We start from the raw sequence: 15,702 nt of genomic DNA on the forward strand, positions 1-15,702 counted from the left end.
AACTCGCCGACCGATACCGCGCCGGAGTCCACCTCGCCTCGCTCATCCTCTGGCTCCGCGAACCCAACCAAGATCCTTTGTCAGACAAGACCTAGGGATGGGCTCCCACCAGCGGCTCGGCCGACACCATTGGCCCATCGAACCCACCATGGCTTTGTTCGCAGGATGCCGACCTCTGATGTTCTGTAAGGCGCTCGACGAGGCGCGCCTCGCACGCGCGTGCGAGGCGGTCAGGTCGCGGGACGGAGTTCACTTGGTTCGTAGCGAAGCTGGAAAGTCTGGGCATGTTCCCCGTGCATCCAGTACAGGGTCATGGTGGACAGCATGCTGCGCTTGACATACCGAGTGCGCGAGGGCATTCCTTCATCCTGCTCGACTATCCAAGCCTCAACCCGCTCCGGCAGACCGAACCTCAACGCGTATGCCTCTGGGTGCCCTGCGGAGCGCAGTTCCCAAATGGGATGTGACGCTGTCTGGTTGATGCGGTGCAGGCGAACTGCATGTGTGGGATGCACCCTCGCATAATCCACGAAGGCATACAGATCATCCGAGGCTAGTCCCAGGACAAACGGCGCAGCCGGGAAAGCCAGAACAAGACCCAGCCGCGACCGGCTCTGTAGAGCCTGAGCCAGGTGATCGAGTGGGCCGCGAATAGCGCCGGGAAGTTCCACGCCGCCCGGGTCCATGCCAAGCAACGGTCCGCGAAGATACGCCCGTATCTCATGCACCTTCGACCGCTCGACCGGAGGCGTGGCTTCGAGCACTGCGTGAATCGCGTCGGCCGCGGTCTTGACGAGGTTACGCAGGACGGCGAAGTCGGGTGCGGAGAGGTCGATCAGCGATATCTGGTGTGCCAGCGCGTAGTCCTGCGCCTCTGGACTGAATCCGGACGTAGAGAAGATCGCGTAGCTGTACCGATATCGCGTCCGGGGCCGGCTGGCCCCTGGGGCGGTGAGCGTGGTGGTCTCGCCCTCGTTCACGTCGTGGATCACGCCGTGACCATTACGTACGGTGGGGAGACCCACCGGCGCTGTTGTCAGGTACTTCGCCTCGACGAACAGCCGGACGGGCAGGGAGAACGGCGGGACGTACCGGAACTGTCCAAGCGCGTCGACCTGGTGCCATGCCCCGCGTCCACGGACCAGCAGACCGTTCCTGTCCTCTTTCAGCACCTTCCACGGTTCTTTGTCCTTGTCGTCGTCGGCAGTGAGGACTTCAAAGCCGCTGGACCGCAGCAACCAGGCCAGCACCTCCTCCAAGAGGTAGCCGCGCAATGGTCCTTTGCCTATCACTTTGCCTGCCACGACCTCGATCCTATGTACGGCCTGGGTCTCCGGATGACCCAGCACATCGGGTCCGGCACACCTCGGCACGGCCGCAGACGACGGTCTCGGACCTGCCGGTGGGGTGCATTGTGCTGTTTCTTCCGCTGCGGTAGGCAGTTCTGTCCGGCCCGACTGCGATGCGGGATGAGGGCGCTGGCGCCCTGGTTGCCGCCGCCGGCGAGCACGGTGGCACGACCGCTGGCCTCCTCAATTCCGGAATCAGCGACAGTCGTGCAGTCGTTGCGTTGTCCGGTACTGGACGGCTGGCCGCCAGCACCAGCCTGGTCTCCGCCTTGATCAGCACCTGCGCTTTCGCCGAGTACCGGTAGTTCTTCGAGGAAGCGGCCATCGACCGGTTGCAGGTGGGCACCAGCGTGCCGTCCATGATGACCGCCACCCACCGACCGAGTTTGCGCAAAGCCGGCGCAAGCGCCAGTAGGCGGACCAGGCCAACCGATGATCCGCCCGACCGCCGCTGGGGAGATCCCGAACAGCGGCGCGAGCTGTCGCATCGTGAGATTGGTACCGCAGTACATCGCCACCAGCCGCACCCCTTCCTCCAGCGGCAGAAACCATGGGCGGCCAGATCGGGTCGAATCCAGCGATGATCCTCCCTCACGCCGCACTGTCTGCACCAGGCACCGAAACTGCCACGGGTACAACCCGGTGAAGACCTCGACAAGCTCACGAAGCTGAGCGGAGACCACCTACGCGACCATCCCAACGCGATGCCCCGCCAGGAGTCACGAGACAGACATTAGACGTCATTTCGCCGCCCTCTTCATGTACCACAGAAGGAATGTGATTCGCGCGACTTGGAACCAGAACTCATGGGTCTCCCCGGAGTGCAGAGATTGTGCGACAGGTCCTGCCAGTTCCATCAGCATCTCAACCACACGGCACCGCTTCGCGGAACTTCCAAGCTCGCCACCGATCGACGAATACTCAGACGACACATTTCCCCCTGCATACCTCTCTGCACGACGAGCCTTTCGCCGCGTACAGAAATAGCGTGGGGCATCGCGAGAAGCGGTTGATCAACATGGCCACCGCAGGACAACAGTTGCCAATGGCCCAGTAGTTGTGTCAACGCCTGTCAACAGACCACCGGATGTGTCAACGCCTGCCAACACAAGCTCTCGTGTGTCAATATGAGTGCTCCACCGCAACGAGCAGCGGAGACTACGGGGAGCGGTCTGTGCCAAAGGTGATACGTATACCTACAGCTGAGGAGTTGCCGAACGGGGCCCCCAGGCGGTTCGTAGAGGCGGTCTTTGAGCTGTACGGTGAAGCCGGGCGTCCCACCCTGCGAGCCATCACCGAGCGCGTCGACAAGATCAATGAGCGCCAGGAGGAAGGGGCGACAGCCAGTCGCGAGACCGTCCGACGCATGTTTCGGAGTCGAATCCCCACGAGCTGGGCTTCGGTCCGAGTGATCTTGATAGCACTTTGCGAATTCGCGGAGCGCACATTTGATTCACAAGACGAGGACGAAGAGTTCACCCTGGGAAACGGCCTATATGCCGGACGATTCGATATCTACATGAAACGCCTGTGGAGTGAGGCGCTCGCAAATCCAGAGCCACACAAGCCGGGCCCTTGGGCTTCTGAAGTTCCATTCTAGAAGGAACTGCAAGAATAATCCCGGACCGTACTGGCCGGGGGCTTATTCATGCCGGAAGACAGCATCGCTTTCCCACCGCACAGCATCAAGTCGCCAAGACCCAAAATCTAGTCAACACCGCAGTTGCAACGCTCGAACAGGAACCATCGCGCGCAAACCTGTTCCAGAAGCAGGGCGCCGACCAGTTCAAAGGGTGCCGAGAATGACACCGCCTCCATGAAGGTCGAGGGCTTCCTTTTATTTCATCGGCGAGCGGCAGGGTGACGAGCTTCACGGCTGGCGATGGAGCATCGCGGCCACACCGTCATCACTGAGGTCATACGCGATGCCGCGCAGGATGGCGGCCGGTGCGCCTCGGCCACGCTGGCCGAGGATGATGCCGGCTGCCGCGGCAATGAGGTCGGTGAAGGTCTCCTCCTGCCGTTTGCCGCTGTGCTCCGTCACCCGCAGGGGTGCCACGCCTGCCGCGCCGATGGAGATGACGGTGGCGCCGCGCCGGTCGGCGCGGCCGTCGGAGTCGGCGATGACCACGGCGACGGTGGCGCCGGAGTAGATGCTCAGGGCGTCGCGCAGGGAGCGGGCGGAAGCGTCAGGGTTCTCGGGTAGCAGCCAGGCGCCTTCGGTGCCGGCCCGGTCGATCCCCGCGGAGGTGAGCTGGTAGCCGAGCGTGTGGCGGGCGATGATCGGCCCCTTTTCGGTGGCCAGGAAGTGCTCGGTGGAGGAGTCGAGGATCAGTTGCACGATCTCGGCTGGCTTGCCCGTCTTGGCGGACAGGGCGAGGGCCTCGGGGCCGGGGGTGACATCGGCCAGGTCGACGTACCGCTTCTCCGCCACGGACACGGCTTTGCTGGCGACGACGACGATGTCCCCGTCACGCAGTTTGGTGCCGGTGCGGCTGAGAACACCGGTGATGGTGCCGGCGAGATCGTCGCCCGGCTGGAGTTCGGGGAAGGGCTCCAGGGCGAAGGCGGAGAAGCCTGAGGTCGGGGCGGCGGTCATCGGCGGGCTCCTGCGGCGGTGAGGAGGGCGGTGTGCAGGCGGGCGTGCGCGGTGGCGAGTATCCCGGCCCGCTGCCGGGGCGCGGCGTGCTCTCCGGTGGTGAGCCAGTCGGCCACGCGGCGGAGGTAATGCGGCCACAGTCGGCGGGCCGCTTCCACCGCTGGAACCCCGGAGCGGACGGCGTGCCAGGCGTCTACGGCGGGTTGCGGCCACGGGTGTTCATCGTATCCGTCTGGGTGTTGGCCAAGGCTCTCGGGCGTGGTGAGCATGGTCTGGAGGCGGGCGGGCTCGACCACGCGGTGGGAAACGCGGTACACGGTCGCTTCACCGCCCGGCGGTACGGGCGGTGGCGTCCGCGTCGCGGTCAGGTGCAGCAGGACGGGGACGGCCTGGTGGTAGATGGCCGGGAGGTGGGGGAAGGAGTCGGCGTGCTGCTTGGGCCTGTCGATCCGTACGGAGGCGAGGGGCCCGATGGCAGTGGCGGTGAGCAGGAGGAACGCATCGATGCCGTAGCCGTCCACGCATTCCGACAGTTCCCGTGGCAGGGCTTGGAAGGCGCGGAGGACAGCAGCGAGTGCCTGGCGGGAGAGGGCCAGGTCGCCTGCGAGGGGCTGGGGGACGTCGTGGCCAGTGGTGGCGGCGATCAAGGGCCGGGCGAGGTGGTTGGTGAGGTTGGCTTCGTCCCAGTGCCTCGGGTAGTCGGCGATCGCCAGGGCGGCTCCGGCCCGTACGTGGTCCAGCAGGGCGGCGTAGGCGGCCGGGTCGGGGTTGCGGGTGTCGGTGTCCGTGATCAGTACCACCTCGGCGTCGGCGAGTTCCGGACGGCGGGCGGCGGCCAGGATCTGGGCGCCCTTGCCCCGCGTCAGGCCCGCCAGCGGCACCTTCTTCACCCGGGTGCCAGTGACGGCGAAGTTCTCGGTGGTGGTCGGGGTGTCGGAGGAGTCGGCGTTGACGATGACCGTCGGCACGTTGCCGAGGGCGGTGTCGACGGCGGCGGTGACGGCGCTGATGGTGGCCGGCTCGTTGCGGCTGGGCAGGATCGCGGCAGCCTTCATGTGGTCCCCTCTTCGGTCAGCAGGTCGGCGGCCGTCTCGGGGTCGGGGGCGTGCAGGTAGTCGAACCGGCAGCCCGCGAGCGCGGAGATGAGATGACTGCGCCAGCGGGCCAGGTCAGGGGTGTCCAGCGGCCACACAGGTCCGTACGGCACTCCCGAGACGCCGGTCACCGGAGTGGGCAGGCCGGAGATATAGCGGGCCAGCATCTCGTGCAGCCGTAGCCGCTCGTTCACCGAGAGCGGCACCGCGGGCGTCATCGACGCTTGAGCAAGAGCCGGGTGGACAGCCACGCGCACGACCCTCGCCAGTGACGCCGGGCCGGTGGCGAACGGTTCCAGTAGGTGGCGGGGCTTGGGCGCGAGGGGTCGGTCCAGGTCGCGGATGGCTGCGGTGGGCCTCCCCGGCCACACCGCAAGACCGCCGTCGCCCGGCTCGCCGAGGACGACCAGGTCGTCACCGGCATAGGTCCAGCCGCGCGCCGCGAGGGCGATCGCGGTGGACGTCTTGCCGGCGCCCTTCGTTCCGATCAGCAGTACCGCCTGCCCGTCGGGCGCGATCAGGGCGGTGGCGTGCGCGGTGACCCTGTGCTGCTGCTGGCGGATGCGTTCGGTCGCGGTGTAGGTGGCGTACGCCAGGGTTTCCGAGGCGGCCACGGCGGCGGGAAGTCGCAGACGCACGGTGTCCTGCTCGATGGTGACGGCCGCCGCCCCTGTGGTGATCTCGACGTCCGCTGCCGCCTTGATGTCCGGGGCGGCGTTCAGGGTCCAGCCGCCGGGCAGGGACCGGGCGGCGGTCTGTGCGGGCGCGGTGTCCAGTTCCTCGGGCAGTACGAGGAGGGCTGAGACATGGCCGGTGGTGAGACGGTGCGCGGTCATCCGGCAGCCCGTTCCAGTTCAACCAGCAGATCCTCGACCGGTTCGATGGTGGGCAGGTAGCGGCCGAGCAGCAGGTCATCCATCCAGTCGGTCCGGGCCAGCGTGGCCCGCACCAGTTCCGTCGTCGCCCCGGGCGGTGTCTGATCGGCGGTGGTGATCTCGATCGAGGCAGGGTCGTCGTACGCGGCACCGTTGCGCCACAGCAGCGCGATGCGGCACGGGCCGAACTCGGCGGCCACCGTACGGGCGGCGGTATCGGCGAGCCAGCCGCCCACCTTGCCGACGTGGTAGGCCGGGTTCTTCCCGAAGGTGGCCTCGTTGCCCGCGAGGTGAGCGCCGCTGATCACTCCTGTGCGAGCGTTGCCCCGGCCGACCAGCCCGTCCTCGCCGTAGTCGACGGCCGAACCGGAGAACGTGAAGTACTGGCCGGAGATCGGGCCGGTGCGGCTGCCGCGGGTGTTGCACACCACCGTCACCCTGCCCGGCAGCCGTTCGGCCAGCAGCTCGGTCAGTTCGCCGGCCGCGGCGGTGACCGCGTCGTCGAACTCGGCCGCGCTGGTCAGCTGTCCGGCCAGAGCGGGCACGCAGACGGTCACCGTCCAGGTCGCACTGTCGCGGACGGCGAGGGCCTTGATGTCGCTGCCCGCCCACGGCAGGCGGCGGAACCATGCCTCGGCCAGCAGCACCACGGTCTCGGTGGTCGTGCGCGGGGCGGAGCCGACGAGGTAGGCGGTGTCGTTGGAGAACGCCCGGGGCCGCTCCGGCAGATCCTCCAGCGATCGTGGGGCGAACCAGTGCGGGAACTTGGAGGAGTCGGTCGTCTCGTGCCGGACCTCCAGTTTCACGCGGTCGAAGCCTGGCAGCGCGGTGCGCAGGTGGTCGACGGCCGCCTGTTCCAGGATGTCCCGCACCGGCAGCGGGTGTCCGGCGAAGGTGGTGGAGATCCGGCCGCCGAACACGACTCGCAGCGGCCGGTCGTAGACGCCGTCGGTGTCGGTGAACGCGGCCCGGCCGCCGAGTACGGCGACCTTGTCCAGGTTGTGGTGCAGTACCGCCCCCGCCACGTCCAGACAGTGCCGGCTGTAGCGGATGGAGGCGAGTTCGGCGATGCCGTCGGCGAGGGTGTCGGGGTGGCCGATGCCTTTGCGTTCGACGACCTCGACGGGCAGTTCATGCGGCAGCGGAGTCCGTAACCCGGACGACGCGGGCGTCGCGGTAGACACGGTCGATCACCTCCAGCGGGCGCCGCAGCGCCGTCAGCGGGAACAGGCAGGGGTGGGTTGGACGCCCGTCGGCGGCGTCCAGAACTGCGGCGTACATCGCGCGCCGCAGTTCCGCATGGGTGGGAGCGGTGGCCGGGGTGCCGAGTCCGGCTTCGAGGTTCCGGCCGCGTACCTGAAGGAGGCGTCCGTCGGCGAGGTGGAGGGCGAGTTCGTGGGCCGCCGGGCCGGAGTGGTCCACGCGTGCGTCGATGTGGACCGTGGTTCCGCCGGTCAGGGTGATGACGGCTGTGACTCGGTCCTCGGTCTCGGCCAGGCCCCGGCGGTGTACGGCCTCTGCGTCGACCGCCTCGACGTCGCCGGGGACGATCCGCAGGGCGAGTGCCAGGCCGTGGATGGCCTGCTGGTGCAGCACTCCGCCGGCGGTGGCGTAGGTACGGCGCCAGCCGCGGAAGTAGCCGGGATCGCGTCGCACGGCCAGCATCACGTCCGCGCGTACGACGGCCGGAGGCGAGGCAAGCAGGCGATCGAGGCCGGGGGCGAAGTGCGGTTGGAACGCGACGAAGATCCGTTCGTCGCCCGGCCGGGGTGTCAGGGCCGCGGGGTCGGTGGTGGCGGGCTTCTCCACGAGCACTGTGGCCCCGGCCTGGGTGGCGTTCCGGGCTACGGTGAGGGCGGTCCCGGGTGGGGTGGCCACCACTACGAGGTCCGGCGCCAGCGACTTCAGTGCCGCCTGCCAGGAGGCGAACACCGGAACGCCTGTCGGGACGTCGGTGCGCGGGGCAGGGTCGGCGACCCCTGCGACCATCACGCCAGGCGTGCCGGCGAGGGCAGCGAGGTGCTTGGCACCGACCTCCCCGGCCCCGGCCAGCAGCACCCGCTTCACGCGACGCCTCCTGGGACGGCCGAGCGCAAGAACGCGGCCCCCGCTGCGAGCGCGTCAGCGGGGGCGTCGCGCACGTGGGTCTCCAGCGCGTACGGCAGCGCCGGGTGCACGGCGTGCAGCAACGGGAGCACCTGGTCGTACGGCACCACGCCTTCTCCGGCCGGGCAGAAGACCCGGTTGCCGCCGTCGGTGGGCTGGTAGTCCTTGACGTGCACGTATCCCACGTACGGGGCCAGGGCCTTCACCGTGCCGCGGGTGGCCTGGCCGACTTCGTGGAGGTTCGCCACGTCCAGCCACAGCCCCAGACCCTGTCCCTGGTAGCGGTCCAGGACCTGGAGGAGGGGTTCGGCGTGGGCGACGGTGCACACCGGCTCGTTCTCCAGCAGCAGCCGCACCCCGGCCGTGGCTGCCGCTTCGAGTGCCTTGGCCAGCAGCGGGTCACCGAGCAGCTGCTCGGTCAGCTCCGGCTCGACGCGCAGGTGGGAGAAGATCCGCACGACCGGGGCACCGAGGATGCGCGCGGCCTCGATGGCCCGCTCGATCCAGCCCAGCCGGTCCCCGGGCGGGACCTGGGTGGGGAAGCCGAAGGTGTCGACTCTCCCTGGCGTGGCTTCGGGACGGCACCACTTCCACAGCGGTGAGGCAAGCGCCGCCACCCTCAGGCCGCGCTCGTCGGCCAGGGCTCGGATGTGCCGCAGCCGGTCGGCAGGCAGCGTCACCGCGTTGGCGCCCTCGGCCGAGCGGATCTCCAGATGCCCGATGCCCAGCTTCACCGCCAGGTCCATGCCCGGCACCGGGTCGGGGCCGAGTTCGTCGGGGTTGAGCACGAGGGTGTTGGCCGGCGTTCGGTTCACGGCCGTCATCTCCTTCGATGGCATGGGTGGGGGAGGCCCGGTGCCGGCGTTCTTCCGTCCGGCACCGGGCGCTCAGGGGCTGTCAGTCAGCGGCGACCTCAGTTGCCACCGCCCGGAGGCGGCGGGGCCGGCGGAGACGGAGGAGGGGGTGGTGGAGGGGGCGGGGGCTGCGGCCCCCGAGCGGGGGCCGGGATGACGGCGGCGTGCATCTTCACCTCCAGCGGTGAGAAGGAAGGCCCCTACCATCCCCACGCACCCCTTTGGCGGGACATCCCGCCAACTGCCCCAAAAACAGGGCAGATTCCAACCGCTGGCCGTCTGTTGGACACATGGCCACTCCCCCGATCCGGCTCTCCCCGGAGGAAGTCCGTGCCGAGTTGTTGCGGCTCCGCCAAGGCCCCGCTCTCGGCCACCCCGGAGCCGTCACCGCGCTCAGCGTTCCTCTGAAGACGCTGCTGCTCGCCCGGACCCCGACGCTGTCCCACACGGCGAGCGAGACCACACGCCTGGTGGCCGCATTGCGCAGGGCGATCGACGCGCTGACCCCGCACGAGCGCCGCTATGCCGCCGCGGACTTCAACCTGCTGGGTGAGCACTCCTGGCCGACGCTGACCGAGCGGCAGGAATCCCTCGCCCGGGTGCTGGGCTGCTCGGCCAAGACCGTACGCCGCCACGCTGGACAGGCACTGGACACGCTCGCCCTGCTCATCTCCGACGGCAGCCACGTCACCGAGACACCCGCACCGGCCGGCGACGCCACCGACGCCGTGACGGCCTCGAACCACGGGACGAGCCGGTTCTTCGGCATCACCACCGGCTCCCGCGTGGACGTGATCTGCTCCGCCCTCCCCGTCACCGACCGGCCCAGGCAACACCCCAGCGACCCGCTGTACGCCAGATACGCCGGCTTCGCCGACCTGGACGCGCTGTTCTACGTTCGCGTCCACCTGGCCCAGGGCTCACCCTCGGCCACCATCCGCGACTTCCACCCCGGCGAGTACTACAACGCCGAACCCGACAGCCTGATCATCTTGGGCGCCCCGGGCCGCAACTCCGCGTACGCCGAGTTCGGTCCCCACCTGCCCTACCGCTTCACCCCGCCCCCGGATCCGGCCATCACCTTCTCCGACGGCCAGGAGATCCGCCTGGCCCCTCTGTGGGCACCCGAGGGCGAACTGCTGGCCGACCTCAGCGTGATCACCCGCCTCACCCTCGGCCAGGGCACCACCGTGGTCCTGATCGGCGGCTGCCTCACCCTCGGCGTCCTCGGCGCCGCCAAGTGCCTCCTCAACGGGGAACGCGGCCGTCGCAACACCGCATACCTCGACACCGCTGCCTCCGGCGGTGACCTCGTCGCCGTTACCGCCACCCGCAAAGTCGGCGGTATCACCGACACCCCGGACCTGGCCGCCATGGAGCCCTTGCTCCTGCTCACCCGGGACCCGGCGGGCAACTTCACCACCCGCCTGGACAACACCGCCCGCTACACGATCAGGCAGCCGGCCCAGAACCGGTTCCACGCCGGGCAGTGTGCTTCAGATCCCAGGGTGGAGAGCCTGACGGTCCCGGCGCCGAGCGCTCAAGATGTCTTGTCGGCCCAGTAGTCCTTCAGCATCTCCCCAGGCCAGGAGGGCTCCCGCACGGGTCCCCGCGGTCCCATCTCCTCGAAGTACGGCGAGAGGTCGTAGATCTTCGTGCCGACGACGGCGTCCAGGTCGGTAACATGCAGCCTGAGCCCGTTGACCCTGAGGAGCCGGGGGAAGCTCTGCGCGAGCTGGTTGGGGCGACGGTGATTGCGGTGCGCGAACGTTCCCGTGGCAGGCCAGTCCGGGTTCCCCCTCGGACTGCGCGCGTGATACTCCACGTCGCTGGGCGATGCCTTGTCGAAGTGCCACACGACCACCAGGTGCGAGAACTCGTCCAGTCCCTGCACGGAGTCGAGAGGGAACTCCGACTCATCGAGCTGGATCACGGACTCGACGCCACCCCAGTAGTCATCCGCCACCTCGGTGCGCCCTTCGACCACCGTTCCAATCGGCCTGATCTCCAGCACCACGGCACCAACCCTCCGACTCGCCTGTGAACGACGCGCCTGATCAATCTACTTGGGCGAGATACGTGGCCGCGCGGACGTCGAGAACGCTGACCACCCGGATCCCGCGCTTGCGGTAGGGCGACAGCAGGTGCCGCATGTCGACCACCGTCTGCCGGGCCCGGCCGGAGTAGATGCCGTCTTCCATCGCGTCCAAAACACTGGTCCAGGTTGCGCACGCCTCCTCGACTGCGCCTTGCGCGATCTGGGTCGCGCCCATGTACCCGAGGGTGACGGCGTGGGTACGCCGGAACGCCGCTCCGCGCGTCCGCACCGACCGCCGGAACTCCCTGACCGCACGCTGATGGTCGCCGAGGTCACGGAGAGTGCAGGCGGTTTCATGGGCCAGGGAAGCCTCGCCGAAGAAGAATGTCCGGTCCGGTTCCCGGATACCGTCGTGCGCGTTCGAAAGATCGTTTTCGGCCCGCAGCAGTGCCTGGGCGGCTTCCTGGCGGCGGTCGTTGGCGGCCAGCGTGCGGGCGTGCACCACACCGAGCAGGGCTCGCTCGCGCGGGGTGGCAGCCGCGTACCGCTGGCCGTGCACCGACGCCTGGGCGATCCGGAGGGCTTCGCGGCGGAACCCCAGGTCGAGCGCTTGGTGCGCCATCGCCCGCAGGATGTGTCCGCTCAAGGGAGCGTCACCGGCCCGCGCCGCCAGTTTCACCGCGGTGTTGAAGCGCTGGAGTGCCACGGCGTGTTCGCTGTTGTCGAAGGCCATCCAGCCCGATACATAGGCCAGTTCCGCGGTGGCGGAGAACATGGCACGCCGGCTCTGCTCGTCGGTGAACCGCCCGCGAAGGAAGTCCAGGGCCTCATGGCGCAGGTACTCGTCGACCGCCCGACGTCCGTGGCCGCCGCCGCGCCGCTGGTCCATGCGCGAGAACGCGAGGGTCAGTTCCCGAACGGTCTCGACGTCTCCCTGACCGACACGTCTACCCGCGGCTCCCGCGTCCGCCGGCGGTCGGGACATCGCCTCCCACCACGTCTCGTCCGGGAGGACCAATGCCGCGGCGGAGTAGACCCCGTTCCTCAGCAGCCGACGCCGGTCCGTGTCCACTCCGCTCCCCAAATCCTTCAGCGCGATCAAAGGGTCGACGTGCCAGTCCAAGGCTCCGTGCGCCGGTGAGGTGGAAGCCGCCAATCCCGCCTCCTGGGGCGTGATCTCACGCTTCAGCCGACGGGACAGCGCCTCGCACAAGATAGCGGGCGCGATGCCCGACGGGCGTGCTCCTCCCACCCACATGCTCACGTGCGAACGCCCGATCCTGGAGTTCTCCCGTACCTCGCCGTTCAGCGTCTCGGCGGCGACACGGTTGTACGCGGTGGCCGTCTGCGCCCGCGTCCAGCCGGCTTCCAGCAAGAGCGCGGCTAACCGCTCGTTCCTCTCGCGTGCCATCCTGCGCCCCCAGCGTTGAAAACGATCTCCGAGCAGGTTGTCCGGCCCGCTCCAGCAGCGGCGAGGCGGGACCAGATACGCGTCCACCGTAGATGCGGGCCTGCCGTTGGGTACGTGTAAGACCGCGGAACGTCACCCAGTGGTGGCTTCGGATGCGTAGCGCCACCGCAAGGCGGTCCCCGGCCACAGCACCGGGATACGGACAGCTCCAACCTTCGCGTCCGGGACGACATCGGCAGTTTCTGCCTGATCCCGTGCCAGTTCCCCGCGGGCACCGTCCGCAGGAAACCCATAGACGATCTTTGACCACCTTGACCATCCCCGACCTCTTGGCCCCATGCCGGGCTCCCTGGTTAAGCGGTTCGCTCTTGTAGAGCCAGCTACTCGAACGAGCGGAGCACCCGCATGCACCTCTCTACTGGCGAACACGGCACCCAGTCTCCGGCCGAGTTCCAGGTCGCCATGCCCCCGTCTCCGACATGCGCCGGCCAGGCGCGGCGTATCGCCGATGCGTTGATGCGGAAGTGGGCCGTCCCCTCGCTCTTGACCGGCGACGTCCGGCTCGTCGTGTCCGAACTGGTCACCAACGCCTTCCTGCACAGCGGCACCGACGTGATCACCTTGTCCATGGCGGTCCAGGGCGGCGTCCTCCGGATTGACGTACGTCACCACGTGACCAGGCACCGGCCCATTCTCCGCAGGCCCCGCGATGACGACGAGCACGGCCGTGGCCTGCTGCTCGTGAAGGCGATCACGGACAACCGACAGGGGACCTGGGGAGTCAGCTGCGACGGCACCACCACCTGGTGTGAGCTGAGCGTGGCGGTGAGCCGATGACGCACGCCGCTCTACGGGACCAGGCCGGATGCCGCTCACCCCTGCCGGTACGGGAGAAGGACCCCACCGTCCCCGCTGCCCCTGCCGAACCATCGCTCGGTGTGCAGGGCTACCAGCAGGTACTGGAAAAGATGCGTGGCTGGACCCCAGTGGACTGGGACTCCGTGTTCGACGGCCTCGACACGATCTTCGGCGACGAGGTCAGCCATCACGCCGTCGGCGCTCTCAGACCGAGGAAGTGCAGCGTCGCGGCGCCTGATTACGAGGCCCCTGTCGAACTCGCACAGCGCTTCCGCGTGGCAATCACCCAGCTCGTGCACCGGGGCCGACGAGACGAGGTCGAACGAAAGCATCCGGACGTCACCGGGTTGATCGAACGGGCTCGCGCACTGCAATCGGAACGGTTGCCCGCTGACCCGCGGCAGGCACTGGGCTTCCTCCGGCGGCTGGGCGAGGTCACGCTCGAACTGGCCGATCGCCTGGAGAAGGCCGGCAGTGTAACCGGGCTGGTCGAGACGTCGGTGGTGATCGGATGCTGACCAACGCGACAAGGGGGACTCGCCCCCTCGACGTCACTCTCGGACGCGCCAAGGGGGAACACCGTCACCGCGTTCGTCAGCCGCAAGCACCACCACCCTCTCCTCCTCCAGCCGCCGCCTACCTGCCTGCCGTTCATGGCGTCTGGCGGAGCTACGGCGTGACAGCGGCGAATCAGCCGTTGAACGGCTTCGCCGGCCGCCCAGAGGGCCGACCGATGGCCACCTGTCGCGATCGCGGCCCCAAGCAGGAAGCGGCTTCCACACCCCCCAACCACCTCATCTACACCGGGAGCTCGGCATGTCGCAAGAGATCGTGCAGACCGTCACCATCACCGGCGACGGCGTCCGCCGTGGTGATGTGATCAGCGTGGGCGGCATCCCTCATGTCGTGGCCGACGTACGCGAGGTCAACGGTCGGCGCAAGCTCCTTCGATTCGAGGACGGCAACACCTACGTTCTGCCCCGCGCGATGACCATCGAGGTCACACGCGTCTACATCCCTCGTCGCACCGCCGCACCGGCGCAAGGGAGGATGACGGTGCCCGGCAAGGCCAGCGCTCAGGCACAGCCCGCCCGCAGAATGCTCGGTGCCGCTCTGGGAGGATGTCGACCGTGGTCTTGATCGACTTGTGGCCGAGCCAGCGCGAGACCTCGTGGATCGGGATGCCGGCCGCCAGCGCGGTCGAGGCGAAGAAGTGCCGCAACAAGTGGCGCGAAGAACACTTCGACCTGCCGCGTCTTCCCCGCTGCGGTCTGGAAGGTGAGCGGGACCGGCTTCCACAGTTGCTCGTGAGCGTCGATCTCGGCACAGAGGAAGCCTGCGGCGGGGACGTCGCGGTACTCCCCTCCTCACGGTGCTTGAGGGGGACGAGGCGCGTCTTGCAGTCCTCGCGGTGTGCCTTCGAGCTGATCTGCCAGCGGATGCGGATCACGTCGTTCCGCAGGCAGCCGACGTGGAAGGCCAGGGCGTCGCTGACTCGAAGGCCGGACCCGGCCTGGAGCCAGACGGTGAGCTTGTACTGCGGAGACATGTGCTCGTGCAGGAGGCGCACCTCGGCCAGAGTGGGAATGTCGTCCTCGTCCACCGCATGGCTTCCGGGAGCGTTCTTCACGTCCTTGGGTGGTCCTCCCGGATCCGCTTCTCCTCCTTCGCGGACCAGAAGATGTGCTTCACCATCTTCATCCGGTCATAGACCGTGCTTGCCGCCAGTTCCTTGGCGATGGCCGCCTTGAAGTGCTCGATGTCCCTCTTCGTGACCCCTGCGATCGTCTTGCGACCGAGTCTCGGTATGAGGTGGTTATCGATGAAGCCCTTGTAATTCGCATACGTGGACTCCGCGATGATTCGGCGGGCGAGCCAGTCCTCGGCGTAGGCGCGGACCGTGATCTTTCTCGCGTTGGATCGATATAGAGGCCCTCGTCCTTGTCGGCCTCGACCCTTGCGGCGAAGGCGTCGGCTCCGTGCGGCCCGGTTTTCTTGTCGAAGGTCTCCTCCCGCTGACGCGCGGTCCTACCGCCGGGGCTCGCGATAACGCACGGCCCAAGGGTGGCCGCACCTGGCCTTCGTGCACGGATAGGTGAGACCTTGGAGCCGGACTTGCAGCGCTGGAAAACGTAGGCAAACAGATCCTTTCGTCTTCTGAGGCATGACCAAGTAGCCGTTACCCGTAGCGGTTTTCGCGGTAGGCAATGATGTCGCGCTCACGGAATCTCAGGAGACGCCCGACCTTCTGAGCCTTGAGTCCCCACGCCCGATACTTGTTCCTGACGGTGATTTCACTGACTCTGAGCCACTCGGCCACCTCTTCCGGGGTCAGGAGTCGATTGCTCCCTCCAGCGGCCAAGTCGCCACCTGCCCGCTCGTCCCGGCGAAGCCTCGGGCGCCAAAGAGCATTTGCATCACCCTCCTACGGGTGAGGTGCCGTTGCGGTTCAGCGACGGGCACCACGGTCATCTGTGCAGCGGAGGGCGCGTCCTTCTCCCAATGCGAGTTGACGGCG

The 15,702-nt window shown here is 68.1% G+C and carries 16 protein-coding genes; 4 read left to right on the top strand and 12 right to left on the bottom strand.

The window, feature by feature from the left end; all coding sequences use genetic code 11:
- Positions 1–230: 230 nt before the first annotated feature.
- The 8 genes from AC069R_RS32440 to AC069R_RS32475 all read right to left on the bottom strand — a co-directional run bounded on the left by AC069R_RS32440 (position 231) and on the right by AC069R_RS32475 (position 8,838).
- Positions 231–1,304 carry a hypothetical protein gene (locus AC069R_RS32440; protein WP_478770291.1) on the bottom strand — a complete coding sequence of 358 codons (1,074 nt, stop codon included), beginning with the start codon at positions 1,302–1,304 and terminating at the stop codon, positions 231–233.
- The gene (locus AC069R_RS32445; protein WP_478770292.1) at positions 1,289–2,032 is read right to left on the bottom strand and encodes a helix-turn-helix domain-containing protein; all 744 of its coding nucleotides are present in this window, start codon (positions 2,030–2,032) and stop codon (positions 1,289–1,291) included. Before AC069R_RS32445 ends, AC069R_RS32440 begins: the two co-directional genes overlap by 16 nt.
- A 1,187-nt stretch (positions 2,033–3,219) precedes the next feature.
- Positions 3,220–3,948, bottom strand: coding sequence for a coenzyme F420-0:L-glutamate ligase (locus AC069R_RS32450; RefSeq protein WP_478770293.1), 729 nt, complete (start codon positions 3,946–3,948; stop codon positions 3,220–3,222).
- The gene (locus tag AC069R_RS32455; protein ID WP_478770294.1) at positions 3,945–5,003 is read right to left on the bottom strand and encodes a hypothetical protein; all 1,059 of its coding nucleotides are present in this window, start codon (positions 5,001–5,003) and stop codon (positions 3,945–3,947) included. The genes AC069R_RS32450 and AC069R_RS32455 overlap by 4 nt, the downstream gene beginning before the upstream one ends.
- A complete protein-coding gene (locus AC069R_RS32460; protein ID WP_478770295.1) occupies positions 5,000–5,878 on the bottom strand; it encodes a hypothetical protein in 879 nt (292 codons plus the stop codon). Before AC069R_RS32460 ends, AC069R_RS32455 begins: the two co-directional genes overlap by 4 nt.
- Positions 5,875–7,101, bottom strand: a complete 1,227-nt coding sequence (locus tag AC069R_RS32465) for a methionine adenosyltransferase (protein WP_478770296.1) — start codon at positions 7,099–7,101, stop codon at positions 5,875–5,877. Before AC069R_RS32465 ends, AC069R_RS32460 begins: the two co-directional genes overlap by 4 nt.
- Complete coding sequence (locus tag AC069R_RS32470) at positions 7,049–7,984, bottom strand: Gfo/Idh/MocA family protein (RefSeq protein WP_478770297.1); 936 nt, start codon at positions 7,982–7,984, stop codon at positions 7,049–7,051. The genes AC069R_RS32465 and AC069R_RS32470 overlap by 53 nt, the downstream gene beginning before the upstream one ends.
- Positions 7,981–8,838, bottom strand: coding sequence for a sugar phosphate isomerase/epimerase family protein (locus AC069R_RS32475; protein ID WP_478770298.1), 858 nt, complete (start codon positions 8,836–8,838; stop codon positions 7,981–7,983). The genes AC069R_RS32470 and AC069R_RS32475 overlap by 4 nt, the downstream gene beginning before the upstream one ends.
- A 329-nt stretch (positions 8,839–9,167) precedes the next feature.
- Between AC069R_RS32475 and AC069R_RS32480 the strand changes: the two genes are divergently transcribed.
- Positions 9,168–10,442, top strand: coding sequence for a hypothetical protein (locus AC069R_RS32480; protein WP_478770299.1), 1,275 nt, complete (start codon positions 9,168–9,170; stop codon positions 10,440–10,442).
- On the opposite strand, the gene AC069R_RS32485 is transcribed toward AC069R_RS32480, so the two are convergent.
- Both AC069R_RS32485 and AC069R_RS32490 read right to left on the bottom strand, forming a co-directional pair.
- Complete coding sequence (locus AC069R_RS32485) at positions 10,418–10,894, bottom strand: TrmO family methyltransferase domain-containing protein (RefSeq protein WP_478770300.1); 477 nt, start codon at positions 10,892–10,894, stop codon at positions 10,418–10,420. The genes AC069R_RS32480 and AC069R_RS32485 overlap by 25 nt on opposite strands.
- 40 nt (positions 10,895–10,934) lie before the next feature.
- Positions 10,935–12,326 carry a Tat pathway signal protein gene (locus tag AC069R_RS32490; RefSeq protein ID WP_478770301.1) on the bottom strand — a complete coding sequence of 464 codons (1,392 nt, stop codon included), beginning with the start codon at positions 12,324–12,326 and terminating at the stop codon, positions 10,935–10,937.
- A 405-nt stretch (positions 12,327–12,731) separates the two neighbouring features.
- On the opposite strand from AC069R_RS32490, the gene AC069R_RS32495 reads away from it, so the two are divergent.
- The 3 genes from AC069R_RS32495 to AC069R_RS32505 all read left to right on the top strand — a co-directional run bounded on the left by AC069R_RS32495 (position 12,732) and on the right by AC069R_RS32505 (position 14,324).
- A complete protein-coding gene (locus tag AC069R_RS32495) occupies positions 12,732–13,163 on the top strand; it encodes an ATP-binding protein (protein ID WP_478770302.1) in 432 nt (143 codons plus the stop codon).
- A 101-nt stretch (positions 13,164–13,264) separates the two neighbouring features.
- Positions 13,265–13,702, top strand: coding sequence for a DUF6415 family natural product biosynthesis protein (locus AC069R_RS32500; protein WP_381887226.1), 438 nt, complete (start codon positions 13,265–13,267; stop codon positions 13,700–13,702).
- A gap of 298 nt (positions 13,703–14,000) precedes the next feature.
- Entirely contained in the window at positions 14,001–14,324 is a 324-nt protein-coding gene (locus AC069R_RS32505; protein WP_478770303.1) for a hypothetical protein, read from the top strand.
- Positions 14,325–14,810: 486 nt separating this feature from the next.
- Here the strand turns inward: AC069R_RS32505 and AC069R_RS32510 are convergent, their stop codons facing one another.
- Together AC069R_RS32510 and AC069R_RS32515 are read right to left on the bottom strand one after the other, a co-directional pair.
- A complete protein-coding gene (locus tag AC069R_RS32510; RefSeq protein WP_478770320.1) occupies positions 14,811–15,089 on the bottom strand; it encodes a tyrosine-type recombinase/integrase in 279 nt (92 codons plus the stop codon).
- A 274-nt stretch (positions 15,090–15,363) separates the two neighbouring features.
- Positions 15,364–15,546, bottom strand: a complete 183-nt coding sequence (locus AC069R_RS32515) for a helix-turn-helix domain-containing protein (protein ID WP_478770304.1) — start codon at positions 15,544–15,546, stop codon at positions 15,364–15,366.
- Positions 15,547–15,702 lie beyond the last annotated feature (156 nt).

It is taken from the genome of Streptomyces sp. NPDC043952 (assembly GCF_056435325.1).

What these genes read in the sequence shown, in the direction of transcription:
- AC069R_RS32450 (WP_478770293.1), bottom strand. Translation starts at nt 3,948, where the DNA reads ATGACCGCCGCCCCGACCTCAGGCTTCTCCGCCTTCGCCCTGGAGCCC.
- AC069R_RS32455 (WP_478770294.1), bottom strand. Translation starts at nt 5,003, where the DNA reads ATGAAGGCTGCCGCGATCCTGCCCAGCCGCAACGAGCCGGCCACCATC.
- AC069R_RS32460 (WP_478770295.1), bottom strand. Translation starts at nt 5,878, where the DNA reads ATGACCGCGCACCGTCTCACCACCGGCCATGTCTCAGCCCTCCTCGTA.
- AC069R_RS32480 (WP_478770299.1), top strand. Translation starts at nt 9,168, where the DNA reads ATGGCCACTCCCCCGATCCGGCTCTCCCCGGAGGAAGTCCGTGCCGAG.
- AC069R_RS32490 (WP_478770301.1), bottom strand. Translation starts at nt 12,326, where the DNA reads ATGGCACGCGAGAGGAACGAGCGGTTAGCCGCGCTCTTGCTGGAAGCC.
- AC069R_RS32495 (WP_478770302.1), top strand. Translation starts at nt 12,732, where the DNA reads ATGCACCTCTCTACTGGCGAACACGGCACCCAGTCTCCGGCCGAGTTC.
- AC069R_RS32505 (WP_478770303.1), top strand. Translation starts at nt 14,001, where the DNA reads ATGTCGCAAGAGATCGTGCAGACCGTCACCATCACCGGCGACGGCGTC.